Origin of the sequence: Symmachiella macrocystis (assembly GCF_007860075.1) — a bacterium.
GTDB classification, from domain to species: Bacteria; Planctomycetota; Planctomycetia; order Planctomycetales; family Planctomycetaceae; genus Symmachiella; species Symmachiella macrocystis.
In genome coordinates this window covers 44,218-66,673 of record NZ_SJPP01000005.1, presented here as the reverse complement: position 1 = coordinate 66,673, position 22,456 = coordinate 44,218, and the positions used below count along the sequence as shown (strand labels likewise).

General features: G+C 54.6%; 23 protein-coding genes and 1 pseudogene. 10 read left to right on the top strand and 14 right to left on the bottom strand.

Going from position 1 to position 22,456, the window contains the following annotated elements:
- Positions 1-140: 140 nt before the first annotated feature.
- The 3 genes from CA54_RS28680 (at position 141) to CA54_RS28670 (ending at position 4,795) form a co-directional block, all read left to right on the top strand.
- On the top strand, positions 141-1,187 hold the full coding sequence (locus CA54_RS28680) for a helix-turn-helix domain-containing protein (protein WP_146374454.1): 1,047 nt from the start codon (positions 141-143) through the stop codon (positions 1,185-1,187).
- 1,627 nt (positions 1,188-2,814) lie between these two features.
- Positions 2,815-3,078: a hypothetical protein gene (locus CA54_RS28675; protein ID WP_146374453.1), complete on the top strand. Its 264-nt coding sequence runs from the start codon at positions 2,815-2,817 to the stop codon at positions 3,076-3,078.
- 49 nt (positions 3,079-3,127) lie between these two features.
- A complete protein-coding gene (locus CA54_RS28670) occupies positions 3,128-4,795 on the top strand; it encodes an ABC1 kinase family protein (RefSeq protein ID WP_146374452.1) in 1,668 nt (555 codons plus the stop codon).
- Between the two features lie 117 nt (positions 4,796-4,912).
- Here CA54_RS28670 and CA54_RS29675 read toward each other — a convergent pair whose 3' ends face one another.
- Positions 4,913-5,062 carry a hypothetical protein gene (locus CA54_RS29675; RefSeq protein ID WP_197532953.1) on the bottom strand — a complete coding sequence of 50 codons (150 nt, stop codon included), beginning with the start codon at positions 5,060-5,062 and terminating at the stop codon, positions 4,913-4,915.
- Positions 5,063-5,375: 313 nt separating this feature from the next.
- On the opposite strand from CA54_RS29675, the gene CA54_RS28665 reads away from it, so the two are divergent.
- The gene (locus CA54_RS28665) at positions 5,376-5,720 is read left to right on the top strand and encodes a winged helix-turn-helix domain-containing protein (RefSeq protein WP_197532952.1); all 345 of its coding nucleotides are present in this window, start codon (positions 5,376-5,378) and stop codon (positions 5,718-5,720) included.
- A gap of 303 nt (positions 5,721-6,023) precedes the next feature.
- On the opposite strand, the gene CA54_RS28660 is transcribed toward CA54_RS28665, so the two are convergent.
- From CA54_RS28660 to CA54_RS28650, 3 genes are all read right to left on the bottom strand, one after another.
- Positions 6,024-7,382, bottom strand: a complete 1,359-nt coding sequence (locus CA54_RS28660; RefSeq protein ID WP_146374450.1) for an acetamidase/formamidase family protein — start codon at positions 7,380-7,382, stop codon at positions 6,024-6,026.
- A gap of 22 nt (positions 7,383-7,404) precedes the next feature.
- Positions 7,405-8,682 (bottom strand): glycoside hydrolase family 18 protein, encoded by a 1,278-nt coding sequence (locus CA54_RS28655; RefSeq protein WP_146374449.1) that lies wholly within the window; start codon positions 8,680-8,682, stop codon positions 7,405-7,407.
- Between the two features lie 248 nt (positions 8,683-8,930).
- Positions 8,931-9,569, bottom strand: a complete 639-nt coding sequence (locus CA54_RS28650) for a tyrosine-type recombinase/integrase (protein ID WP_146374448.1) — start codon at positions 9,567-9,569, stop codon at positions 8,931-8,933.
- Positions 9,570-9,973: 404 nt separating this feature from the next.
- Between CA54_RS28650 and CA54_RS28645 the strand changes: the two genes are divergently transcribed.
- On the top strand, positions 9,974-10,387 hold the full coding sequence (locus CA54_RS28645; RefSeq protein ID WP_146374447.1) for a hypothetical protein: 414 nt from the start codon (positions 9,974-9,976) through the stop codon (positions 10,385-10,387).
- A 172-nt stretch (positions 10,388-10,559) separates the two neighbouring features.
- Here CA54_RS28645 and CA54_RS28640 read toward each other — a convergent pair whose 3' ends face one another.
- The 9 genes from CA54_RS28640 to CA54_RS28600 form a co-directional block, all read right to left on the bottom strand.
- Complete coding sequence (locus tag CA54_RS28640) at positions 10,560-11,264, bottom strand: hypothetical protein (protein ID WP_146374446.1); 705 nt, start codon at positions 11,262-11,264, stop codon at positions 10,560-10,562.
- A 22-nt stretch (positions 11,265-11,286) separates the two neighbouring features.
- Positions 11,287-12,564: a DNA modification methylase gene (locus CA54_RS28635; RefSeq protein WP_146374445.1), complete on the bottom strand. Its 1,278-nt coding sequence runs from the start codon at positions 12,562-12,564 to the stop codon at positions 11,287-11,289.
- Between the two features lie 337 nt (positions 12,565-12,901).
- Complete coding sequence (locus CA54_RS28630) at positions 12,902-13,984, bottom strand: DNA primase family protein (RefSeq protein WP_146374444.1); 1,083 nt, start codon at positions 13,982-13,984, stop codon at positions 12,902-12,904.
- Complete coding sequence (locus CA54_RS28625) at positions 13,914-15,095, bottom strand: bifunctional DNA primase/polymerase (RefSeq protein ID WP_146374443.1); 1,182 nt, start codon at positions 15,093-15,095, stop codon at positions 13,914-13,916. Before CA54_RS28625 ends, CA54_RS28630 begins: the two co-directional genes overlap by 71 nt.
- Positions 15,092-15,355 carry a hypothetical protein gene (locus tag CA54_RS28620; RefSeq protein WP_146374442.1) on the bottom strand — a complete coding sequence of 88 codons (264 nt, stop codon included), beginning with the start codon at positions 15,353-15,355 and terminating at the stop codon, positions 15,092-15,094. Before CA54_RS28620 ends, CA54_RS28625 begins: the two co-directional genes overlap by 4 nt.
- Positions 15,356-15,426: 71 nt before the next feature.
- The gene (locus tag CA54_RS28615; protein ID WP_197532951.1) at positions 15,427-15,987 is read right to left on the bottom strand and encodes a sigma factor; all 561 of its coding nucleotides are present in this window, start codon (positions 15,985-15,987) and stop codon (positions 15,427-15,429) included.
- A 70-nt stretch (positions 15,988-16,057) separates the two neighbouring features.
- Positions 16,058-16,402 carry a hypothetical protein gene (locus CA54_RS28610; RefSeq protein WP_146374440.1) on the bottom strand — a complete coding sequence of 115 codons (345 nt, stop codon included), beginning with the start codon at positions 16,400-16,402 and terminating at the stop codon, positions 16,058-16,060.
- Positions 16,403-16,611: 209 nt separating this feature from the next.
- Positions 16,612-17,778 (bottom strand): hypothetical protein, encoded by a 1,167-nt coding sequence (locus CA54_RS28605; RefSeq protein WP_146374439.1) that lies wholly within the window; start codon positions 17,776-17,778, stop codon positions 16,612-16,614.
- The gene (locus CA54_RS28600) at positions 17,753-18,964 is read right to left on the bottom strand and encodes a hypothetical protein (protein ID WP_146374438.1); all 1,212 of its coding nucleotides are present in this window, start codon (positions 18,962-18,964) and stop codon (positions 17,753-17,755) included. The genes CA54_RS28605 and CA54_RS28600 overlap by 26 nt, the downstream gene beginning before the upstream one ends.
- 260 nt (positions 18,965-19,224) lie before the next feature.
- Between CA54_RS28600 and CA54_RS29955 the strand changes: the two are divergent.
- The 5 genes and pseudogenes from CA54_RS29955 (at position 19,225) to CA54_RS28585 (ending at position 21,676) form a co-directional block, all read left to right on the top strand.
- A pseudogene (locus CA54_RS29955) lies at positions 19,225-19,791 on the top strand (DUF2924 domain-containing protein).
- Positions 19,788-19,913 (top strand): hypothetical protein, encoded by a 126-nt coding sequence (locus tag CA54_RS30060; protein ID WP_261343793.1) that lies wholly within the window; start codon positions 19,788-19,790, stop codon positions 19,911-19,913. Before CA54_RS29955 ends, CA54_RS30060 begins: the two are co-directional and overlap by 4 nt.
- A gap of 6 nt (positions 19,914-19,919) precedes the next feature.
- Positions 19,920-20,879, top strand: coding sequence for a recombinase family protein (locus CA54_RS29665; RefSeq protein ID WP_197532948.1), 960 nt, complete (start codon positions 19,920-19,922; stop codon positions 20,877-20,879).
- Positions 20,880-20,972: 93 nt separating this feature from the next.
- Positions 20,973-21,305 carry a hypothetical protein gene (locus CA54_RS29660; protein WP_197532947.1) on the top strand — a complete coding sequence of 111 codons (333 nt, stop codon included), beginning with the start codon at positions 20,973-20,975 and terminating at the stop codon, positions 21,303-21,305.
- Positions 21,284-21,676, top strand: a complete 393-nt coding sequence (locus tag CA54_RS28585; RefSeq protein WP_146374437.1) for a hypothetical protein — start codon at positions 21,284-21,286, stop codon at positions 21,674-21,676. Before CA54_RS29660 ends, CA54_RS28585 begins: the two co-directional genes overlap by 22 nt.
- Positions 21,677-22,031: 355 nt before the next feature.
- Here CA54_RS28585 and CA54_RS28580 read toward each other — a convergent pair whose 3' ends face one another.
- Positions 22,032-22,454 carry a DUF2752 domain-containing protein gene (locus CA54_RS28580; RefSeq protein WP_197532946.1) on the bottom strand — a complete coding sequence of 141 codons (423 nt, stop codon included), beginning with the start codon at positions 22,452-22,454 and terminating at the stop codon, positions 22,032-22,034.
- Positions 22,455-22,456: the final 2 nt, after the last annotated feature.

Genomic DNA, 22,456 nt, shown 5'->3' with positions numbered 1-22,456 from the left:
TGAAATCGCCGGGCTTTCGCGGGTTTCACCACCTTCGACAGACGATAGCCATCTGCCGCACGCCCGGATCAGGCGCCAGAGATGCGATAGTTGGTAAGGGAGAATTCCTAGACGAGAAACAATCGACAGAGTGATATGTTTTGATTAAAGTATGTTCCGAAGCCGGTTTCATCTATGTAATTTCGGCAAAAATGCCATTTCGGAGAAAAAGCATGAAATCGCATTGCTTCCAAAATTTCGACGAGTTTGCGGATTCTATCCGCGATGTGGATGCCAAGATGATGCTCCATAATGCCAAGCGGCACACCTGGAGCGTTCTTCAGACCAGCATCCCCGGCGTCGATATTCAAGTGGGAAGCTTGGGTAGCGGCAACATTGTTGAGGGCCAAGCACGGTCGGACGGATATCTGTTTTACTTGCCGCTCACGGTTGCGTGTGCTTACACCGCAAACGGGACCGTCCTGGACAGGCATTCGTTCATGGTCCTGGAGCCGGGCTGTGAGTTTTCTGTCTGCACGCAAATGGAACACGATTGGTGCTCATTTTTCGTTCCAAACGACATATTCGCTCGTAGCGGCAATCAGCTCGAGCCGACGAACGGCTCCAGCAAGATGATTTGCCGAGTTACCCCTTCCAATGTCCAGATTGCCAATCGAGTCCAGACGATTTTGAGCCAGATCATGACCCTGGACGCCAAATACAGGCTAGAAAGTAAAGAGCCAGCAACAACCTGCGCGGCCGCAGAACTTACAAAATTGGCCTCCTCAATTGTGGGGACCCTACCCGCGGCCCAGCCTCTTCAAATAGGTCGCCGAAAGATTTCGCGGCATGAAATCATCTTTCGTTCCAAGAAATTTTTGGAAGAACGCTATGACGAACCCATCTTGGTCGGAGAATTGGCAGCGGCCGCCGAAGTGTCTGAACGGACTCTCCGGACGGCGTTCAACGAGTATTATGGTTTAAGCCCCGCTCGCTATCTCCAACTCAGGCAGCTTCATCAGGTCCAACGAGCGCTCCGAGCAGCGTCTCCCGATGTGGTATCCGTTTCCGATGCCATGCTTTCAAGCGGCGTGTGGGAGTTTGGTCGTTTCGCTTCCCGCTACCGCCGCACGTTTGGTGAGCTACCTTCAGAGACGCTTAAAACGCGAAGAAATGTGAAATTCAGTCTTCCGCAAAAGCCAATTTAACAACGATTGGACTGACAGAACTCGCGCAAGAATGGCAATATGAATATCCGAATTCAGATCGAGCCTTTGGAGACAACAAGAAGATTGCGGGAAACATCCGGTCAATAAAGACATTTCAGATACGGTGCCATGTCGACAGCGCGAACATTTTATGAATCGAGCTCCGGCACAATCGTGCTCATCGCGTTGATGGACACAACATCAGATACCGGCTCGTACCATTCCATGTCGTGCGGGTCGTGCATGGGCCCCTGGCCGTGGTAGGAGCCTGTCGAGCCCCAGCGAAAGACAAAGGACCGTAGACGTGTGCGACAAGGATCGGCCATCGATGCCACGCCTGCCGACCGCCGCAAAAACGTCTGAGCGAAATCCCCGCGCTTCGTTAGCAGCCAACCACCGGCTTATTCGAACTTTTCGCGTGTAATGGTGAATTTCTGGAAATTTCCTCCCCGAAAGGAACCCTCTTCGTAACAATACTCTTTGGGGCGGATTCCGCAACCTGCTGATCACTTATGACTTATCGCGTTTGAGTCCGTTTCGGTCATAACTAACGATAGGGACACTCTTCGAAATTCGGTGGCAAAGATTTAACAGCCGGACGCTTTGCATTCTGCTCTCGACAGCCGTCGTGAAATGACTCGCCATCGGAGATCAGCACAATCGACTCGATCAGATCGTTCACCACGAACGACTTGGCGGGCTGATCAAGTGGTACGAGCGCGCTGCGTGATCCTCCGATGATCCGCATTCTCATCGACGACGCTATCGTTGCGCCTCGCCGCTGACGAATTGTCGGATTGTGTTGTCGAATGCTAATCAGTAGGTTATTTTTGCCGTCAGTTTTCCTCTGCGATTTTCGTCTGTGCTTTCTTTGCGGGTTCAACTTACGTCCGTCATTGTTTTTGGACCGCGCCCCCGTTCAACAGTGTCACCTTGCTCGTTGTCTTTGTATCCGGATCAAAATCACCGCTCATTGGAAACATTCTTGGGTACTTGTGTTATTAATCGCAAGATGGCAGACAGTCATTTAATTTGTGACTCTCCCCCGATTATAGTACGAGCCTAAGAGCGTGTTTTCAAAATCCATTTCTCGCCTTCACCACGATCACGGACGACAAATCTGCGGCGGTTGGACAAACTTCAGCGGCGAATCGGGGCCGCCAACTTGCGACGGTGTAAATGACCGAGGCAAGATACAGCCCGCGGCAATCGTCGGTGTTTCGGACCGGTGTTCTGCAGTGCCAAAAACTTGCCGGAAGGCTGATCTAATAGATGACATGCGCCGTAATTCGACCCTTGTTTGGTTCGGGGCGACGAGTGGTTGGGGATTTGTCTCAGACTCTATACGTTATTTGACACACGCTGGGCACATCAGAAACTCGTACTTTTTAAAGGAATCGATGTGCCGTGACGACGGCCATTTATTCCTGTCGGCGCGCGCTATCAAAGGAACGATCGATAGCAATTTCCGCTATAGTGCAACTCGCAACCGGACGCCACAAAACGCGAGAACATCGCTTGTCGAACGTTTGTTGCCACCATAAACTGGACCGTCAGAACCCCATGTCGTTGACCGCGAATTGAACTGCGGTCAGACAACTGCAATGTCGTTAACGAGGAGAAACAGATGACTGACGCGAGAAACTCCATCGGCGAGTTAATTAGCACGCTCAAACAACAACGCGACGAATTGGCCGTCAAGATTCATCTTGGAGCGGCGGAAGCCAAAAAGGAATGGGAGAAAGCCACTGATAAACTGGACGAACTGACGCAAGATTACGACCCTGTAAAACGAGCAGTTTCGGAGTCGACCGAAAGTGTCACTGAGGCAATGAATCTGGTTGCTGAAGAGGTCATGAATAGTTTTGACCGTATTCGCAAAAGCCTCTGATTCCTACGCGCCAGCATCGACGGAACTCAGCAAAGAAGGCGGTACTCTGATGGCCCTGACCTCGCTGCCAAAATTGGCCAGAAACACTGCTCGATTCAAAGACGTTGTGGCCATTCTGGCGAAATACGGACTTGCGCCGTGGATGCAGAGCGTGCGCATTGAGTGGATCCAAGGGCTGTTTCGCGATTCGGCCGGGCAGCATCTTGGTGAGTTGAGCGAGGAGGTTCGTATCCGGCAGGCGCTGACTGAACTAGGTACGACCTTCATTAAGCTCGGGCAAATCCTCAGCACGCGGCCCGATCTCGCGGGACCGGAATTGAGTGCGGAGTTGCAGAAGCTTCAATCCAGCACGCCGGCGGATGCCCCCGAAACCGTGCGTGCGTTGATGGCCGGAGAACTCGGCGATACTCCGGAGAATCTCTACCGAGAGTTCGACGATTGCGCCTTTGCATCGGCTTCAATCGGACAAGTTCATGCGGCCGTTCTCAAGGACGGTCGCGAAGTGGTCGTAAAAATTCAACATTCCGGTATCGAAGATCGCATCCGCAACGACCTGGAAATTTTACAGCAACTCGCACAGTTGGCGGAACAATATTCGGCGGAGCTGCGTCAATATCGGCCGGTCGATACGACAGAAGAGTTCAGCCGGACGCTGCTCGCCGAGCTGGACTTCACGCGCGAGCAAAGTAGTCTGCAAACCTTCACTCGGAACTTTGGTCAACAGAGTGACATTCGCATACCGGCTCCGTACCCCGAATTGTCTTCCCGCCGCGTGCTCACAATGGATCGTCTCGATGGGATTAGCGTCTCGAAGCCTGCCGAACTCCAGCAAACCGGTTACGACCTCAACGACGTGGCGAGTCGCGGAGCGAACATGTTTCTCGACATGATATTTCGGGATGGCTTCTATCATGCCGATCCACATCCCGGAAACCTTTTGGTCCTTGAGGGCGGCGCGATTGGACTGCTTGATTGCGGGATGGTTGGCCGAATTGATGAGACTTTGCGCGAGCAAATCGAGGACCTGCTGATCGCCGCGGTGCGTAGCGATGCGACCGCGCTGTGCGACGGAATCGTGCGGTTGGGATCGGTCCCTCCCGACTTCGACGACAACCGGATGCGGGCCGACGTTGAAGAATTCCTGATCGAATTCTCAGGGCAATCGCTTAGCGACTTCGACCTCAGCGGCGCATTGAACGGCATGACCGAGATCATTCGCAAATACCGCATCGTGCTACCCGCACGTGTCTCTCTTCTGATCAAAGTGCTGGTGATGCTGGAAGGGACGTCGCAAAATCTCAGTCCGCAATTCAGTCTGGCCGAACTGCTCGAACCCTGGCAGGCAAAGGCGATGCAGCGGCGACTGTCGCCCCAGAGGCTCTTCGGACGCTTGCAACACGCTTGGACCGACTGGTCGCGCCTCGGTGAAGCCCTACCACGCGATCTCAGCGACATCCTCACGCAAATTAAGCGGGGCCGTTTCGACGTCCATTTGGAGCATCGCCGATTGGAGCAGACCGTCAACCGACTGGTCCTCGGCATTCTCAGTGCCGCACTGTTCATGGGATCGGCTCAGCTCTGGAGTCGTGGGGTTCCACCCCTTGTTTCCGGTGTGTCGGTGCCGGGAGCCGCGGGTTGCGGCGCTGCGGTACTGTTAGGATTTCGGTTGCTAAAGGCCATTCGAAGTACAGGCAATCTGGAGACCCGGCGGCCTTAGCATCTCACCGCCCATTTCTCCCATCGCCGTGTCTCAACCTTCGAAGAGCCTTGTAAACTGCAGCTCCCCGTTCTATGCCCTCTTCGAAATCCCCTCCCAGATTCGAATTCGACTATCTTATTTGGCTATCACGGACCCGTCATACCGTGCAATGTCGAACATACAAGCCGTTTCCGAATCAATCGCCGGCTCAATCCCGGCCGTCGCCACGACGGGCTCCTCGTCAGCAACACGCTCGTACCATTTCACGTCGTGTGGGTCGTGCATGAGCCCCTGGCCGTGGTACGCGTGGGTCGAGCCCCAGCGGAAGACGTAGGACGGGGCACATGCGGGACAAGTATCGACCGTCTTCGTCAGACCCGCCAACCGCCGAAGAAACGCCTGATCGAAATCTCCCCGCTTCGTCAGCGGCCAACCACCTGCGGAATCGAAAACCTCGCGTGTGGGTGAGATTTTCTGAAAATATCTCCCACACAGCGCTGGATGTCTCGCGGCAGACGAGGTAACTGACTGTCCTGTTCTCGGTGGCTATGTTGGCCGCCGGACTGACATGACACCCGATTCACGAAGGGACACGGACATGACCACGAAAAAAACGACGACCAAGAAGACTACGACGCGGAAACCGAAAACGAAGAAGACGACCACCACTCAGATTTCCCTTTCCCCAAAGGCCTCCGGAAAAACCGGCGCCAAGAATCTCAGCGCCATCAACGCCGCCGCCAAAGTGCTCAGCGAAGCCAAAGAGCCGCTGACCACCAAGCAGATGATCGAGCAGATGGCAGCCAAGGGCTACTGGACCAGCCCCGGCGGCAAGACGCCGCATGCGACGCTGTACGCGGCCTTGCTCCGCGATATTCAGCGCAAGAGCGAAGACTCGCGGTTTGCGAAGGCCGATCGTGGGTTGTTTGCGTTGAAGAAATAGACCGCTTCGCGACTACCGCCCCACGTTTGGCTGTGGGATGTTTTCTCGGTTGGAGTAGCGAATACTACCAGGGTTCGCCCGTGGGACACACGAGGCGAACACAAGATCCATTCAGTGGAGAAATTGTGTAAGTATTCGAAAGGTTTTCGAAATAGTTCACTCTCACACCCATGCCGAGGCAATATCCCCGTCTGCGGCAATATGATGGCAGCGCTGCAACTCCTTGTTGTCGACATTGGATACCGAAATTGATGGACTGCTGTGAAATCGATCGTCGCGACAAACTTTGGGCAATGCAGCGACTTAGCATTTGATTCCGTAATAGTCGCTGACAATTGGTAATAAACCCGCACGTTCCAAGTTTTCAAGCGGGGCGCAAAGAGTGATCTGCACGACACCAGGATGTCGCCCAATCTCAATCGCTCCTGTCATGGTGGCGCGGTTCTTGACTTCCGGCAACGACATACTGAGCAGATCAGACGCCCTCTGCAGCCCGTTTTCAGTCGCAGAATTCAGATCAGCGGCTGTACCGATCACTGAAATCGGTGCTGATTGTTCCAGCGTGTGCAAACCATAGGATTGGGCGAGTGTCGCAGCCTGGGCTTTTTCTTCAATTGTCAACGGCCGAGCGAGAAACGGAAGATCGTCGACAAGTGGCAGTAAAATCGGGCCATCGATGTCGAGGTCTTTTATGATACTGACTTGCAATGTGACTGTTCCGGCAACATCACAAGTGTGTCCTGCGATTTCGCCGTCGCCTTGCAATGCATGCATGTCGCCCAGATAGACGCCGCCGCCAGGTACCTTGACTGGGCAAATCAACACTGCGCCGGCGCGGACGACATCAATATCCATATGCCCGTCGGTTCGTAGTTTTAATTGCTCTTCGGTCAGAGCGAATTCATGCGGGGCACCGACCAGGAATGCTCCAAAATCCCCCGCATTGTGTGAGTCCGGCATGGCAACCGCGGGTGTAGTACCCAACTGACCCAGGAACGGTCTTAGGCGGGCGACTATGCCCACCAAATCGTGCGGGGCAAAAGTCAAAATCGGATTCTGCACCGAGCCGTCCGGGAGTGCAGCGAACTTGCGTGCATCCAGCGCCATCTTCTCGGCCGCCTCCTGGGGAAGCGTGACTCCCAAGGTCCGGTTCGCGTCAAATACAATGGTATACCCATTGGCGAAAGTAAACGGAGTCGCATCCGCCCCGCAATTCGTGCATCGAACCGATTCAGGACCAATGCCTTTAATCACCGTCTCTGGATGAGAAGTCCCACATTGGGGGCAGACGGCAGCACAATACGGGTCGCCTTGGAATCGTCCTTCCATGGTGCGATCGTTCCCCGACGCAGTCGCCAAGGAAGTAACGGTGATTTCCTTGATACGAATTGCAATCGCATCTCCCACGTCCGCGCCGGCAACGGCGACTGGCCGTGTGACCTCATGTCCCCCGCGAATCGCCGGCGTGATCATCGGTCCCCAACACCCCGGCGTCGTGTTCGCTACAATATGCCCGCCGTCGCGGACCGGTCCCAGCATTTCCTTGATCGGATCCAGAATACCGTCGATGTACTCGTCGACGAACAACGTTTCACAGCCGGAATCACCAGTTCGGGATTGTTGGGGATTCGTCTTGTCGTTTGCCGGGATTGTGGTTGCCATCTGCTCGCGCCTCGAAAAGTGTTTAGTCACCTTCATCCGGTTTCGTATCATCCGCCTTAAGTTGTGACGGGTCGCCCAATTCTTTCAACAGTCCAAATTCCGGCTCGGTTCCCAGTTCTCTGCACGTGAAGAAGTTAAACATCATGATCCCGTCCACGCCATCATCCCACATCCGTTTGGCGATGCGACGATAGTTATCCGCGCTCGCCTCAACTTCAATCGAACCATACAGGGGAACGTCGTTCGGGAGCAGTTCCCGATATTCGCCGATCGGCAGCGGAAAGTTATTGTGCAGGTAATGTGACGCGACGACGATGTCGATCATCCCTTTTCTTGCCCAGTCGACTGGATCCAGCCCCAGGCCAAGATTCTGTTGCGGCTTAGCCATTACACGTACGGAAAGCAGTATCGGTTGCCCACGTTTCCTGGCGACCTCTTTAGTCATTTTCCGAACTTCAGCAATCCAAGCGGTCATTGTCTTGATATTTGCCGCTTCTTCACCGATGCGAAAGTACATCGGAAACCGCTGGAAATCAATGTCGAGGCCATCAATGTTAAATCGCTCGCAGCATTCCCGCAATTGTGCCAGACGCTGCGCGCGGACCTCCGGAACCGCAAAGTTCATTCCTCCGGGTAACCAGCCGGCGACAACCGGGCTGGTCCGTGGGCCAAGGATGTCGCGGTGCAACTGGCCGATCGCGTCACCCGCCTTGCCAATTCGCCATTGCGGATGTTCCCGCCAATATTTCGAGAGCAAGAGGTTGATCGGAAAGTCGTCCGGTTTATCGATCCAATGCACTTCATTGGGTCGAAACGTGATGAATGTCTCCAATCCTTTTACACGCGCGCGATCGATGACCAATCCGAGCGGGGAATGTCCAGCCGCTACGAGAGATCGCAAATTCGCGGCCCCCCGTTCCAGTGAAGATTTCTCCGGGGCGACTTTCGCGACATGCTCGTCCTGTTCGGCGGTCAGTCCAGTTCCGAACATTTGCGTCACGTCGCTCGGATAGTTGACCGGCATTCCGTAGTTCGGGCACATATAGATTGTCGTAACGCCCGCGGCGGCGATTTCGTCTACGTAGGCATACACGTCCGCTGGCCGCATCGGTGGCTTGACGTAAATAAACATATTGTCCGCATCGCTGTTGTATATCAGCCGCAGAGGCCGAGCCGTCTCGGCAATGGTGTGATCTGCAAAGATCACGTTCACCACCAGAAGACAGGCACCCAGGACCCGCAGGTGTTTTACGGACGACACATGATCTGAGAAGCGGGTCGTGGTGTATATCATTCTCATGGATTTCTCGTTATCTCCAGGACATTTTTTAGAGGTTTGATGGGGCGAGTAAATTTTTTATATATACGTTTTGCTACGGCAAATCGGCTAAGGTCAAGTTCCTCATTGTATCGGGGTAGTCCATGATGACACAGCAACAGAGCGGTGACGGATGCGTTCTTCCTATTGGTATTCTAGGAATTGCGACAACACGACTGACTCGTCAGATCAAAAGGCCGTGTATCCTTTGCCCATACCGACCACGCAATTCACGCAAACGCAAACAAATCCCCCACCGTGCCGTCGTCGTCCACTGCTACATGCAGATACGCACTGGTGGTTAGTAAACTCGCATGTCCCGCTGCCGCGCGGACTTCCGCCAACGTGCGATTACCGGCCAGTGCGTGACTAATGAACGTATGCCGGCCGTGATGTAGCGTAAGCGTTCGTAAGCGATCCCAGCCCAATACGCGGCAGGCGGTCAAGAATCTCCGCCGGAGCACATGCCGATTAATTGGCTTGCCAAACGTCGCAGCCTGCAGCGAACAGAGGAACGGATCACCGGAGCGCGCGGCCTGCGATTTGCGTTTCGACTTCCAGTCCGTAAGGTCCTCCAACGTCCCAGCATCCCACCATAGCGGCACGCGCCGGGCATGGCCCCCTTTGGCGGTTTCGGCGCGGACCTGGATAAACGACCGGGAAATACCCGTCGTCACATCCGCCAATTTCAAACCACCAATCTCGCTGGCTCGCAGACCGCAGCAGTACGCCAGTCGTACCAGCGCCAGGTTCTGTTGCACATTCGGCAACCGATCCGACCGCGTTTTCAAAGATGTCACGACGGACATTAATTCCCGGCGGGTGAGGATCTGCGAAACGTCTATATTCCAAGGCTCAAATGCATGCATGCGCGGGTTTACCCCAAGGTGATAATGACACAAATCCGGACATTTTTTGACACTTTTTGGTCACCCACCAGTTACCTCACACCCGCCCGAAACTCAACGAAAATGGTGCGCAGTTTGTATGAAATGGTTACCATTTTTGGAGAAAAAGTGATCGATGGTCCTATTCGCGGATAGATGCCGGTCTGTTGTATGATTGCGAGCCGACGAGTTCACTGACCAAACCCCCTCGACGATTGGAGTGGCGGCATATGGCGGTTCGACGCCCTTTGCAAGTACAAGTCATTCGCGCCTGGCAGCGTGCTATCACGCGTGATTATTGTAATCAGCGGATCAACTCCGAACGGAGTTTGCAGGCATCACTCTGGGCCCAACTCAATCGAACACTGCCACCCAAGACGCGACGGATGTTCATTGAACCTGGAATGAAAGTCGGAACGAAGCGGGTCTTCTTCCCCGACATCGTAATCTGTAACACCAGAGAAGTGATCGCTGTCATTGAAATCAAGTATCAACCCCGCGCCTTGCCATCTCATGATAAAGATCTAGAGACGTTACGTATCCTTGCACGAAATCGCAGACGAGTTTCGGTGTCCAACACTCGATTCCGAGGACCAGCGGTCGATGCGAAGAATTATCCGATGTCGGAGGATGTCCTGTTCGTCTGGGCCGGAATTCACAAGAAGCCCCAAACTAGTTATGAGTCCGAAGAACAGAAGTTACTTTCTCATCGGTTTCGCGTTTTAGACGACTGTTTTCTGCAGTTGCATGCCGAAACGGATCATCTCAAACGACCAAGCGTGTTCTCAAGAGTCAACTGAATCCCATCTGCCGTTGTTGATCTCCCGCCAACTTTTAACCTGATCGGCGATGCATGTCTTGACGTCCACATCACATACCGCCTGTAACTGATCCCGCGGCGGTGCCAAGTTACAAATGTTCTCCGCGCACACGTCCAACAGCGTCCCCTGGTAATTCGCTCGCACGAGCGCATCACCAGGGGACGCCGATCTCCGTTGTGAATTCTTCCCAGGCCAACTTACCGATCCGAAATCGGTAAGCGGCGGCCGCAGCAATCGCGTTCCACACACCGTCCGGATCACCCTCCCAATTGGTCATCGCGAACGCATGCAACAACTGTCCCGCCTGTTCCAGTTGTTCGTTGACGTAGATCAACGCCATCACGTTCAGCCGCTGTAGGGGCATCGCAATGTCGGGCGCCGCGTAAAACTTGCGGGGCGACGCCTGTTCCAGTAGCCGCATCTCCGCGTCGTCATGGTTTGATTGCGCGATCACCAACCGTGGTAGGCGTTCCTGCAACTCAATGCTGCAATGCGGCGCATACGGTTGCCGACCGTCGGGCGTGGTGGGCGCAATCTTGCTGGGCGGATACAAGCCCTCCAATTTGGCCTCGTCCTGCAGAACTGCCAGCGCGGTCCGTAGGTCGCCGTTTTTGAGCGCGCGGGCAAACAGACTCCGCCGCTGCATAATGTGCCGGCCAAGGAGTTGTTCCACAGCGCGGACGGTGAGTTTGGTGAATTGGCGATAGGCGGCCTCTATGTACCGCCGTACCTGCCGGTCACTCAGCTCCCAGCCTTGCTGAGTCGCATGTTGCCGAACTTCGGGGAATTCCGCGCCGGCCAGTATGAGCCTCAGCACCTCTTGCACGCGGCTTTTGATGACGCTCTTGGACGCCATGTTCTCTAACTCCAATCTATTATTAGGCGGGGATTTTGGCTGTCTGTGGAACGCGCCGTGCTATTTGGCCGGTGAACGCTTCCCAGCGACTCACAATCACATCGCAGTACAACGGATCGAATTCCATCAGGAATGCCTTGCGGCCGGTTTGCTGGCAACCGATCAGCGTCGACCCGCTGCCGCCGAACAGATCCAGCACGTTCTCGCCGATCCTGGAGGAATACTCGATGGCCCGTGTGGCCAATTCCACTGGTTTTTCGGTGAGATGGATCATGCTCTGAGGATTGACTTTCTTGACGTGCCACAGGTCGACGGCATTGTTGGGACCGTAGAATTTGTGACCGGCTCCTTCCTTCCAGCCGTAGAACGCCAGTTCGAAACCGCCCATAAAATCTTTGCGGCTCAACACGGGGTGTTCTTTGTCCCACACGATGGCCTGCGAGAAGTAGAGCCCGGAGGTTTTGAGCACCGGCGGGTAGTTCCCCAGGTTGGCGTAGCCTCCCCAGATATAGAACGCGCCGCCGGGAACTATGACCCGTGCGATATTGCCGAACCACGCGACGAGCAGGCGGTCGAATTCTTCGTCGGACACGAAGTCATTGGCCAGTGGTCGATCCTTGGCACGGAGCTTGGTTTGCGTGGCAGATTTCTGATTTGCCGAGAAGGAGGAGAGCCCGGCAGCGATGGCGTTGTTCGACCGGGGCTCGACTTTGACATTGTAGGGTGGATCGGTGTTCACCAAATGGATCGCCGCGCCGTCCAGCAAGCGGTCCACGTCGGCCGGGTTGGCGCTGTCTCCGCACAATAGCCGGTGATCGCCGAGGATCCACAGGTCGCCCGGTTGCGTGGTCGCCTCGTCGGGCGGTTCTGGGATCGCGTCGGGGTCGGTCAAGCCATCGGCCGGATCGGTGCCCAGCATCTTCGCCAGGTCGTCGGGTGTGAAGCCGATCGTATCCAGGTCGAAGTCGACTTCTTGTAGGTCCAATAGCTCGGCCGGCAACAAGGCTTGATCCCAATCGGCCAATTCGCCGGTTTTGTTGTCGGCGAGGCGGTAGGCCTTGATTTGTGCCGCGCTGAGCCCGGTGACTACGTGGACCGGGATTGTTTCCAGGCCCAGTTTCTGCGCGGCTTTGTAGCGGGTATGGCCGACGATAATCACGCCGTCTTCGTCGACGACGATCGGCTGCCGGAAGCCGAACTCTTGGATGGACTTCGCTACGGCGTCGACGGCGCCGTCATTGAGTCGAGGATTGTTCTCGTAGTGCTGGATGTCAGTGAGGGGGCGTTGGTCTATTTGCATTGTGTGGTTTCCTATGAATATAAATTGATCGTAGTCATTAACGCACGGCGGCCTCGCCATGGTCATTTAGGGTAGGGGTGGTTGCGCGGCGGTCGACGTTCTGGAAGAAGTCTTAAGGCTGTGATCTGTGATCAACAGCGAGCTACCGTCGCACCGTCGCGACGTTTCCTATTGTGCGCCATATATTTGTGTTTTTTTAAAATGCGTGTATTACTCCAAATAAATAGGAACCTCCGCGATGGTGCGACGGCGGATTCCCAAACTGGCTTCCGGGTAAGGTTATACGGATTTCCCATCGGCAAAACATCTCGACGGTGATCGCGACGGTAAATGGCCATTACACGCCCTCCTTAAATGTGATGCCGTCATAGAACCGCACATTGCCAGTGCCGCGACGGCATTCAACCGTCGCGGTAGCAGCCTTCAGATCGCGGCCGAACGTCTGTATCGACAGGGTGACTGTGTGCCCTTCGCGGCGGCACCACCCCACCCACGCGCTATATAGGTCTTCTACATTCACGCGGAGGCCTTGGCCGACCTCGCACTTCTCGCGGACGAAAGCCCCCACCGGTGACCCGAGGTCGCGCATCGCCTGCAACTCTTCCGCAACACTAGCGGGCACAAAGAACCGCCCTCGATGGCGCAAGCGTTTCCAGCCTTCGATCGCCCAATTGAAAATGCCGGGCAGTTCGGCCAATAATTTTGCAGTCAAACCGTGGTCTTCCAGGCCATAAAAGCTTTTCGTCGTTTGCAGCATCACAAACCGCCCGGCTAGCGCTCCACTGGCATCCGACAACTTCGGCAACTCGTTGCTCAAAAACATGAACCGCGTGGGGAGTTTCAGGTATACGCTGCCCATGAACTTGCGGTCGACGGACAGTGGATCTTCGCCGCTGACGCAGAGCAGCCGCACAACGACAGTGGAGATGTCTTTGCCGCGGAACCGGGCATCACTGACAATGGCGAGCGACTTGCCAAGCAGCGGTTGTAACCCGAAGTTACCCGCTAGTCCCGATGTGGTTGGAGCATAGACATTGGCTGTGCCGACCAGCTCTTTAAGCACCCGAGCGATAGTTCCTTTACCGGGACGCGTGGGACCGACCATCAGCAGCATTTTCTGTTGCGACGTATCGGAAGTCAGGCAATAACCGAACCAGTCCTGTAGCAACTCCAGAGACTCCCGGTCATTGCCGAAGAGTTGCGTGACGAACTTAAGCCATTCCTGCGGTGATGGTGCTTCGGGGTCAAGGTCAAACTCCAACGCATTGTTCGTGAAGAATCGCGGGGTGGAAATTAGTAAATTGCCGGTCGGTAAATGCAGCAACTGCGACCGTCCGGCTAGAATTTCGTCAGGCTGCTGATCGCCAGGCTGCGGCTGTAACCAGTAGGGATCGCTGATCGTTCCTGAGTAAATGCACATGAGTGCGAATCGACTCCAGAGCACTGTTGACCGTGCGAGGATTTGCTTCGAATTGCACCAGTCGTGGCTTACCAGAGATGGTCTTGTACATCAACGCGTCGTGAAGCCACCGCTGAAACTTGTTTTTAGCAGCGCCGTCCTCTAATTCCACGTACCGATTGCCTTCCCAGTGCAACAACACTCCATTGTGACAGTACAGCGTGCGTCCCTCGGGATGTGTATGAAATTCGTCGACATAGGCTTCCGCCGTCGGTAGAGTTTTCTTGGGAGAGAGTACCAGCTTGCCGCTTTTTGGATCGCGTTCCCCGGTCTTCGCAAAACCGCTCGGCCTTTCCGTGACTGTTCCACGCTCAACCTTTTTCTCAGCGTCCCGATACCGCTGCAGAATCTCTTTGTCACTCCATTGGCGAGGGAACGGTCGTTGCTGTTCGTACTGACGAATTAGGGCCAACCCGTCTTGGTCGGAGAGGTCATGCTCCACGACCCGACACGCAGCGGCAAACAGACGCTTAGATCCGTCCTTACCATCTGCCATATTCATGCGGAGCATCGCATCGAGGCAGACGTTTGCGGGAAGTTCACCGATTCGCTCTTTAACCGCCGCAGCTAACTTGGCGACACACCGTTGCAATTCTTCTGGATCGACCAACGCCGGTTCCGGGTTGGCTTCGTTCCATTCGATTGCCTCACCGCTCACATGCGTACTGGGAGGCAGAACAGTCTGTTGTCCGGTCGATCGTAACTCGGCCAGCATGCCTTCTGAATTGCTTGAGAACTTCTTGGTCTCAATTGGCCCAGTGGCGCGGTAAAGATAGTGCGACCGCTGTTTGCCAGCGCGACCAAAAACGGCGGAGGTCGGCGGCAAATACTCTGGCGCCAATTCCACCGCTACCGGGTGGTCCAGATCAATGTCGATCAGCCACCCGGACGGTTCGCCGAGCAACACGCCGATGTTCTGCGGTTTGCCGTTGAAGTGCTTCGGCAGATTCTCCGTTGTTAGTCGAAGTTTTTGCCAACCATTGAGACGAGGGGCTTTCGACTTGTGGGGGATCGGTATGACGGACCAGCCGCGGTTCGTGTATTCAATGGATTTGCTTAATAAGTCGCTCACGAGACGGGCACCTCCCGCACCGTAAACGCATCCTCCCCAAACTCACGCCCCACGAATTTAACGAACAGGCTATTCAGATCGCGGCCAACTAGATTACCGGCGTCGATCACACAGGTCCGCCTATCGACATCCATGGCATGCTTAGCTTCCAAACGCACCTGCGATTCACCGTGAAGACTCTCTGTAGCCAACACGGCCAGCAGGAACGAGGCTTCAATCTCGAGCATGTCTACCTGCGGCGCAAACGTGTACTTGTACATAATGTACTCCTCAATGAAGTCCCTCTACCTACTATTTATTTACGCAATCGGGTGGCGCAAGCGCCCGCGAATTACAAATATTCTTTGAGGCCGGCGTCTTCGAATCGACGTCGCATGTGGGTGATGTGGTGGTGGGCTTGACGCCTAGAAATGTTGAGGGCGTTTGCCACGGAGTACTTAGAATTCCATTTTAGCAGGTTTCCCAGAGCGGCAAGATCTGCCTGAAGTCGACCCAATACTCCGCAGACGTCGAACCGAAGCTGCGCTATTTCACAGTCGCTCCGCGGTGCCGTACCGCGATGTTTGCGGGCACCCGATACGGTCAGTGTGTCGCCGAGTTCGTATGGTTCTTCGTCGATCGGCATGTTCAACGAAACCCCATTGGAGGCGTGGTTCCGTTTCTCCGCCGTGTGATAACGAATCAGCGACGCCCCTTTGTTTCGGCAAAGGCGTGTCACGAATGCGTTGAAAGCCCCACGTTCAATGTCAAAATGATGCTGCTTTTCTAAGACGTGCAGCCACAACTCTTGCTCTATGTCTTCGCGGTCCAATTTGTGGAGCGCGGGATGTTTCATCAACTGTCTCGCCTTACGGCGGATCAGTCGGGACGTACCTTCATCGCAGAAAAACATTGGTTCCATCCTCAGGTGGGACGATCAGAAGAGGCGGCGGGATGCGCATCCCGCCGCGCTGGGTAGAGGTTTAGTTAAGCGGGCGAAACGTCACGTGCGTCGCCAGACCATTTCGGACCTCAATCACTTCAACCCAAAGGTTGCGCTCGATGTCGAACAGCTCCCATAGGTTGTCCAGAGCCTTAGGGTGAGGACCAGACCACGTCAGCTTGTTGCAACCGCATCTTCGTAAATTATCAATAGGTCGGCGAAACACCTGAATCGGCTCTGGAAACTCTTGTGGTTCGCCGTCCCGTACCAACAAGTTTTCGAGGCGCCCGAAATAGACGTCCTGCATCCAGGTGACTAAACGGCAACGACCATCTGTAATCTCGTCGATCCAAGACGGAATTTCCTGTCGTGTAGTAGAACTCATAACGAATCCTCGCTTCCTGGCCCTGTGGCCAAATAAATCACCCCGTGGGAAGCAAGTCCGGTGAAGGAGTTCCCACGGGGTGCGACCGCATTGGCTGCGGTTGATTGTTAATTAGTAGGTTTCACCGGACCTGCTACCTGAATAGAACGGCCGGTGTAGAACCTTGCGCAGAAACGACTTCTGCGATTTGCCATCTGCGCAGATGTTCGCTAGAGAAGTGGTTCGTCACCCTCATCAAGCGACTTGTCGTCCATTCGGTGAAGACTTCGGAGTTGGAGCGAAATCGCTGTACCCCGTGTCGGTTCGATTTTCAGCGATGGCAATATGCGTAGATTAAGTCCAGCTTTTTCCAGTTTTTTTCCACAATCACTTACAAGTGTTCCGATTTTTGCCAATGTGGATTTTAGCGTTTCAGGTTCACGCGGGCTTTCGACCAAGGCCCCAGGATAAACTTCTTCAAGGATAGTTGAGAATGTGACTGGCACGGGGAACTTGAAGCACAACAATCTCATGAGTTGGAGTTGTTTGGTTGGAGTACCATCTTGGTTTGGAGAGAATTCAACCGTTTCATCGGGGTGCCCGTCCGTCTTCGTACTGATCTTCAATGCACCTGATTTAACGGTCCAAACCTTCGCAGTCGTATGTTCATTCGGATCCGGCCATTCCCTTTCAACACGAATCCTGGAATTACGTTCCATCGATCGGCCTTCGTCTCTGCGTTCCTCTCGAAACTTCTCTGAGAACACCTCCACTGCGCGCCGTCCGATCGGAGTTATCAGCCAATCACACTCGTAAAACTGGAAAACTTCGCAAAATGGGAGAAACAGACATCGTTGTCGATCAAGTAGGGCTGTACAGGACGCATCGAGGAATTTGTCTGTTGCAGCGAATACGATGAAAGATTCTGAGGACCCTGCTACAAGAGCATTCAGAGATTGTTCAAACTGCCCTGAGCTGATAGCGATGATGAGATATGTAGGAACCGCCAAATCGGGATCCGCAGACAGTTTGCCGATCATGCGAGTCGAAGCAGGAAGCTCCACAGTTATTGCTGAAGGCAAGGCTCCCAAAACTTGGCAAACACCCTTGATCAAATTAACCTCGTCCAGCTCGTAGATCCAACGTTCGTCATCAATGATTATCTGTCGCTCGCCGGATTCACGGTTGACACCGACACAGCTACCGTCTGGCAAATTCCTTACCGACAGTGCTGCCCCTTGTCGCGTCAGAATAGTGTAAGCTCGCCGCTCCGTCCGTCGCAATAACTTCTGGATGAGTCCAATGTCGTCACCCACCAACAACCGCCATTGAACGAGCACAGCCTCCTGATTGGGGATACGCTCGAGCGCTTCACAAAATCGTTGCCACGTTGTCATTCCCAGCCTCGTTGTCCATAAATCGTTGTTCTGTTAACCACCGCTCGATTAGTGAGATGTCCTCATTGCGAGAGAACTTAGCAATGTTTGGCAATTGAAGCCGAAACGGCCGAGGATTCGTCTCGCCGGAGAACACCACATTAAATTCAGCCTCGATGAGCGCGGCCGTTTCCACCACATCGCCCTCCAGATCCGTACTGCTGCTAAAGATATTGTCCGAATTCCACGTTTCCACGCGGCCATAAACATCTTGGAAATGCCAGATCAATCCGGTGGCACGAATTGAGTCAAGGCCTTCATTCGCACCACAACCCAGCGACCGTTGGCCGTAGTCCTTCAGTGGTTCCAGCGAAAACACTTGGTCTTCGCTAAACATCCGATCGTCGCCAAAAACGTGTTTGCCAACGAGATTGCGATAGAGTTCGGCTTCGGGTCCGGGGTGCGAGCAGGGTTTGACTTTGAGCAAGCCGTGCTCACCGTCAAATACAATCGCATCGTATATCAATGGTTGGTATTCAATGCTAACGATACTTTTTCCATTCCAGCCTTCCAGGCGCCGGTAGGGTTGTCCATGCCGGACTAGAAACCAGCGATCAACATCACCACCAAAATCGAATATTTCTGTGCTACGTCCCCACTTCTGTGACTCGAACCAATTTCCAAGTTCGGTCTGTAAGTTCGATAGTGCCTCCTCGATCCGGTCTGGGAATTCCAACTCTGATTCGCTGGAGCGGAAATAATAAAATCGTGTCGCATTGGGCATCGCCCACTCGGCATGCACTCGCACCACGACGTTTCGATCGTACAACCACATGCACAATGCGACATCGGCAGGGCTGGGATTGTCGAGCGTCAGGTTTTCAGGAAAACTAACGACAAAAATCTCCATCTCGCCGCTCCTGGCATGGAATTCATTGATGAGCGCGGCCTGCGCATCTGGCGTCGATAGTTCGTCGATGAGATATAACGCATCGAGCAACTCGTGGGGCGTTTCCTCGTCAGGGGTCATCAATATGGTGATAAGTTTGTCGTAATTCAGGCGACCGCCTTTCGACTTTTCGGGCAGCTTTAAGCCTCGCCTCGCGAAGAAATCGCGATATTGCGTCAGGAAACCACTAAGGTTTTTTCGATCGATCGACCGGAGCACCCCCGGGTTCGACAACCGCTTCATGCGGTAATCAGCCATTACTTGTCTCCTTGTTGTACATCAATGGTGTGGGATCAGGATGAAGTCTTCCAAATTACCACGCAGGAAAAAACGATTCATTTTTCGGGCAACCGCAACGGCCGATTGCGTAAATAAATAGTATGAACACAGCACCCCCCACCACACACCGGAAGATCGCGACCGCCAAATCGCCGAACTCCTCGCCCGCGCCGTTCAGCGGCTCCACGCCAGGCCAATCTCCCCTCCACGCCTAGAAAAATCCGCCCCGACATGCCTTGATGCCGGCGACGATTCGAGGCTCACTGTCACCGTTGGTTAACGGTTTCGAGAGTCTCACACACAGGAGTAAATTCATGGCGTTGAACATCGAGCAAGAGGTTACCGCGTTGCGGCGAATGACGCCCCGTGAATTGCGGGTGCGGTACGAGGAGGTCTTCGGCGAAGAATGCCGCTCCAACCACAAACAATGGTTGATCAAGCGGATTGCTTGGCGGATGCAGGCCAATGAGGAAGGGGACCTGTCGGAACGGACTCGCCGCCGGGCAATGGAATTGGCCAACGACGCCGATCTGTGGCTCAAACCGCCACAGGGGCACGATCTGGCAAAGCCACCCGCGCGGACGGGACAGCTGCCGAATCGCCACGATCCCCGACTGCTGTTACCCGGCACGACGCTTTCCCGAATCTAGAAGGGGGGTGATGTCCGCGTGAAGGTGCTCGACGAGGGCTTCGAATACGAGGGGGAAACCTTCAAGTCGCTCTCGGCGGTCGCCAAGGCGATCACCGGCACACACACCAATGGATTTCTCATTTTCCGCCTGAATGTTAAAGGAGGACAGCAATGACGCGCTGTGCCATCTACACCCGCAAATCGACCAACGAGGGGCTCGAACAGGAATTCAATTCGCTCGACGCCCAGCGAGAATCCGCCGAGGCATTCATCGCCAGCCACCGTCACGAAGGCTAGGAGTGCTTGCCCACCGAATATGCCGATGGTGGCTTTTCGGGAGGAGACATGGACCGTCCGGGATTAAAACGACTAATGGCCGACATCGAAGCGGACCGCATTGAATGCGTTGTGGTCTACAAGGTCGACCGCCTTAGCCGCAGCCTGCTTGATTTTGCCAGCATGATGCAGGTCTTTGAACAACACGGCATCTCGTTCGTCTCGGTCACGCAGCAATTCAATACCACCCATTCCATGGGACGGCTCACGCTGAACATTTTGCTGTCGTTCGCCCAGTTCGAACGGGAAATGATCTCCGAGCGGACGCGAGACAAGATGGCGACTGCCCGCCGCAAGGGAAAATACGCTGGCGGCCCGCCGATCCTGGGATATGACATCATCAACACGAAACTGGTCATCAACGAAATCGAGGCACTGCAGATCCGACAGATATTCGAGCTTTATCTGGAGCACGAAGGGCTGCTGCCAACTATCGCGAAAATCGATCAGCGGGGTTGGAAGACGAAGCGCTGGACCACCAAGAAAGGCAAAACCCGTGGTGGCCGCCGATTCGACAAGACGAGTCTGCACAAACAACTGACCAACGTGGCCTTCATCGGCCAAGTGCGGCACAAAGAGGCCGTCTACGAGGGGGAACACGAGGCGATCGTCGATCAGGAGATATTTCGCCGGGTACAGGAATTGCTGCGAAAAAACCACCGCAACGGCGGTCGCGACGTGCGAAACCGGTTCGGCGCGCTGCTCAAGGGACTGCTCCACTGCGCACCGTGTGGTTGCCGGATGACGCCTTCGCACGTGGTCAAGAACAAGACAAAGCGGTACCGGTATTACGTCTGCACCAATGCGCAGAAACGGGGATACGGCGAGTGCCCTCCAAAATCAGTACCGGCCGGCGAAATCGAACGGTTTGTGGTGGACCAGATCCGAGCGATCGGCCGCGATCCCGGCCTCGTCGCCGCCACGTAGGCTGCGTCGCGGTCGCAGACCTAAAAGGCGATCAAAGAACTAAAAACTGAAACGCGGGCGTTTTCGCGGGAACTGGGGCGTTTGGGCGGCGAAATGGAACGGGCAGTTGCCGCGGAGGAGACGGCCCGATTGGCCGACGCCCAGGAACGCGAGGCGATCGCAGAACGGCGACAGTCGGAGATTCGTAGCGAATTGGCAGACTTGCGAAACCGGATCATCAATGAGGCGGACGTGCAGACTGCATTGGCGGAATTCGATCCGGTCTGGGACGAGTTGTCCTCACAGGAGAAATCGAAGCTTCTGAAATTGCTGATCGAGCGGGTCGACTACGACGGGCAGGCCGGAACGATCAGCGTGACGTTTCATGCGACGGGAATCAAGACGTTAGCAACGGAGGTGGTGCAATGTTTGGTGGACCGACTGTAACGGCAAACGTGCATTTCGGGGCCGGGCGGCGGAGCCGGAAAGAATTGAAGACTGGCGAAAAGCCCGCGCCGCCGGCAAAACGCATTCCTAGGATAGCCAAGTTGATGGCGTTGGCGATTCGGTTCGACCAGTTGATCTGCGATGGCGTCGTGACTGACCAGGCGGAGTTGGCGTGGCAGGGACATGTCAGCCGGGCGCGGGTGACGCAGATTATGAATTTGCTCAATCTAGCGACTGATATCCAAGAGGCGTTGTTGTTTCTGCCAGCAGTGGAACAGGGAAGGGATGCGATGACGGAGCGCGAACTGCGGGCGGTTGTGGCGGAGGCGGATTGGGGGAGGCAACGCAGGATATGGACCATCCTCCGTTAAGATGTGCCCTTGAGGATAACGCCGCGTTTGTAGTGGGAACTTGCCTACTCTAAATCCACAGGTCTACTACACCTCGGCCGAATACAGTTGCTAATACCAACGGTGAAATGAAATCGGCAGTAGTATGGTTGGGAACGCGATCCCGAATCCATGAAGATAGAGGAATGAATTTACTGGGTTTTCAGGCTCGGCCAGTCAGAAGAAACCTGATCCAGCAAGCGCACTCATAAACTTTCCCATTTTTGTCTTGGCCATCGTGATTTTATGCGGCCGTGTGGAAATAAATAACTCCAGAGCAACAGCACGCACTGCAAGACGTACTCGCTGCTGAGCGACATTTATTGCCTATCAGCGATCACAGCCAGAATCCGAGTATCCAATTCCCGATCAACATCGCGATCAGTCCCCAGGCAAACCATACCGTAAAGGGTTTGCCAATCGGATAATCTTTATGATAGGCCAGTGCGGCGATGCGATAAGGAAACTGGAGGAGCACAGCTATGGCCAACACCCACCCAACACGATGTACGGCTAAAGATTCCGCCCATTGGTTGTGCGACAAATACACGAAACTCCGTGTGAGGCCGCAACCTGGACAATCGACACCAAACACATCTCTCGAAATGCAACTTGAGGGAAGCGGATGACTTTTAAACATGCGGAGTTGAACGCCTTGGTCGGGGCGTACTTCGAGCAAAAAAGCCAAACAGACAACAACGGCTGCAGTCGTCAACATCATGAGATGCCGATTGCGCATCCGTAATCCGTTCTGTGCCATAC

Coding starts and splice junctions, on each gene's coding strand:
- CA54_RS28675 (WP_146374453.1), top strand. CDS start 2,815: ATGACTGACGCGAGAAACTCCATCGGCGAGTTAATTAGCACGCTCAAA.
- CA54_RS28670 (WP_146374452.1), top strand. CDS start 3,128: ATGGCCCTGACCTCGCTGCCAAAATTGGCCAGAAACACTGCTCGATTC.
- CA54_RS29675 (WP_197532953.1), bottom strand. CDS start 5,062: ATGCACGACCCACACGACGTGAAATGGTACGAGCGTGTTGCTGACGAG.
- CA54_RS28665 (WP_197532952.1), top strand. CDS start 5,376: ATGACCACGAAAAAAACGACGACCAAGAAGACTACGACGCGGAAACCG.
- CA54_RS28660 (WP_146374450.1), bottom strand. CDS start 7,382: ATGGCAACCACAATCCCGGCAAACGACAAGACGAATCCCCAACAATCC.
- CA54_RS28655 (WP_146374449.1), bottom strand. CDS start 8,682: ATGAGAATGATATACACCACGACCCGCTTCTCAGATCATGTGTCGTCC.
- CA54_RS28650 (WP_146374448.1), bottom strand. CDS start 9,569: ATGCATGCATTTGAGCCTTGGAATATAGACGTTTCGCAGATCCTCACC.
- CA54_RS28645 (WP_146374447.1), top strand. CDS start 9,974: ATGTTCATTGAACCTGGAATGAAAGTCGGAACGAAGCGGGTCTTCTTC.
- CA54_RS28640 (WP_146374446.1), bottom strand. CDS start 11,264: ATGGCGTCCAAGAGCGTCATCAAAAGCCGCGTGCAAGAGGTGCTGAGG.
- CA54_RS28635 (WP_146374445.1), bottom strand. CDS start 12,564: ATGCAAATAGACCAACGCCCCCTCACTGACATCCAGCACTACGAGAAC.
- CA54_RS28630 (WP_146374444.1), bottom strand. CDS start 13,984: ATGTGCATTTACTCAGGAACGATCAGCGATCCCTACTGGTTACAGCCG.
- CA54_RS28620 (WP_146374442.1), bottom strand. CDS start 15,355: ATGTACAAGTACACGTTTGCGCCGCAGGTAGACATGCTCGAGATTGAA.
- CA54_RS28615 (WP_197532951.1), bottom strand. CDS start 15,987: ATGTTTTTCTGCGATGAAGGTACGTCCCGACTGATCCGCCGTAAGGCG.
- CA54_RS28610 (WP_146374440.1), bottom strand. CDS start 16,402: ATGAGTTCTACTACACGACAGGAAATTCCGTCTTGGATCGACGAGATT.
- CA54_RS28605 (WP_146374439.1), bottom strand. CDS start 17,778: ATGACAACGTGGCAACGATTTTGTGAAGCGCTCGAGCGTATCCCCAAT.
- CA54_RS28600 (WP_146374438.1), bottom strand. CDS start 18,964: ATGGCTGATTACCGCATGAAGCGGTTGTCGAACCCGGGGGTGCTCCGG.
- CA54_RS30060 (WP_261343793.1), top strand. CDS start 19,788: ATGACGCGCTGTGCCATCTACACCCGCAAATCGACCAACGAGGGGCTC.
- CA54_RS29660 (WP_197532947.1), top strand. CDS start 20,973: ATGGAACGGGCAGTTGCCGCGGAGGAGACGGCCCGATTGGCCGACGCC.
- CA54_RS28585 (WP_146374437.1), top strand. CDS start 21,284: ATGTTTGGTGGACCGACTGTAACGGCAAACGTGCATTTCGGGGCCGGG.
- CA54_RS28580 (WP_197532946.1), bottom strand. CDS start 22,454: ATGGCACAGAACGGATTACGGATGCGCAATCGGCATCTCATGATGTTG.